At 59.8% G+C, this 1168-nt stretch carries 1 protein-coding gene and 1 pseudogene; both read left to right on the top strand.

The features are described 5' to 3' along the window. Positions 1 to 18 precede the first annotated feature (18 nt). Positions 19 to 834: a sulfonamide-resistant dihydropteroate synthase Sul2 gene (gene sul2 / locus FTU55_RS14955; RefSeq protein WP_001043260.1), complete on the top strand. Its 816-nt coding sequence runs from the start codon at positions 19 to 21 to the stop codon at positions 832 to 834. 86 nt (positions 835 to 920) lie between these two features. Beyond that, positions 921 to 1168: pseudogene (gene glmM, locus FTU55_RS14950) on the top strand (phosphoglucosamine mutase); the annotation flags it as partial.

Raw genomic sequence — 1168 nt, 5'->3', positions numbered from 1 at the left:
ATTATTATAGAAGCCCCCATGAATAAATCGCTCATCATTTTCGGCATCGTCAACATAACCTCGGACAGTTTCTCCGATGGAGGCCGGTATCTGGCGCCAGACGCAGCCATTGCGCAGGCGCGTAAGCTGATGGCCGAGGGGGCAGATGTGATCGACCTCGGTCCGGCATCCAGCAATCCCGACGCCGCGCCTGTTTCGTCCGACACAGAAATCGCGCGTATCGCGCCGGTGCTGGACGCGCTCAAGGCAGATGGCATTCCCGTCTCGCTCGACAGTTATCAACCCGCGACGCAAGCCTATGCCTTGTCGCGTGGTGTGGCCTATCTCAATGATATTCGCGGTTTTCCAGACGCTGCGTTCTATCCGCAATTGGCGAAATCATCTGCCAAACTCGTCGTTATGCATTCGGTGCAAGACGGGCAGGCAGATCGGCGCGAGGCACCCGCTGGCGACATCATGGATCACATTGCGGCGTTCTTTGACGCGCGCATCGCGGCGCTGACGGGTGCCGGTATCAAACGCAACCGCCTTGTCCTTGATCCCGGCATGGGGTTTTTTCTGGGGGCTGCTCCCGAAACCTCGCTCTCGGTGCTGGCGCGGTTCGATGAATTGCGGCTGCGCTTCGATTTGCCGGTGCTTCTGTCTGTTTCGCGCAAATCCTTTCTGCGCGCGCTCACAGGCCGTGGTCCGGGGGATGTCGGGGCCGCGACACTCGCTGCAGAGCTTGCCGCCGCCGCAGGTGGAGCTGACTTCATCCGCACACACGAGCCGCGCCCCTTGCGCGACGGGCTGGCGGTATTGGCGGCGCTGAAAGAAACCGCAAGAATTCGTTAACTGCACATTCGGGATATTTCTCTATATTCGCGGTTCAGCAGGCATGTCCCCTTTGAGGGCGACCCGACGACAGGATAATCGACCTTATGGTGCGCAAATATTTCGGCACAGACGGTATTCGTGGCAAAGCCAACGAAGGCGCGATGACGGCGGAAACCGCCTTGCGCGTCGGCATGGCGGCTGGCCGTGTCTTTCGTCGCGGTGACCACCGCCATCGTGTCGTGATCGGCAAGGATACGCGCCTGTCGGGCTATATGCTTGAACCCGCGCTCACAGCCGGTTTCACCTCGATGGGCATGGACGTATTCCTTTTTGGCCCGCTGCCGACAACGTA

The organism is Acinetobacter sp. YH12117, assembly GCF_013418865.1.
In the GTDB taxonomy this organism is placed as follows: domain Bacteria; phylum Pseudomonadota; class Gammaproteobacteria; order Pseudomonadales; family Moraxellaceae; genus Acinetobacter; species Acinetobacter indicus.
Note: the sequence above shows the minus strand (reverse complement) of the source record. Positions and strands in the feature narration are given on the sequence as shown.

Coding starts and splice junctions, on each gene's coding strand:
- sul2 (WP_001043260.1), top strand. CDS start 19: ATGAATAAATCGCTCATCATTTTCGGCATCGTCAACATAACCTCGGAC.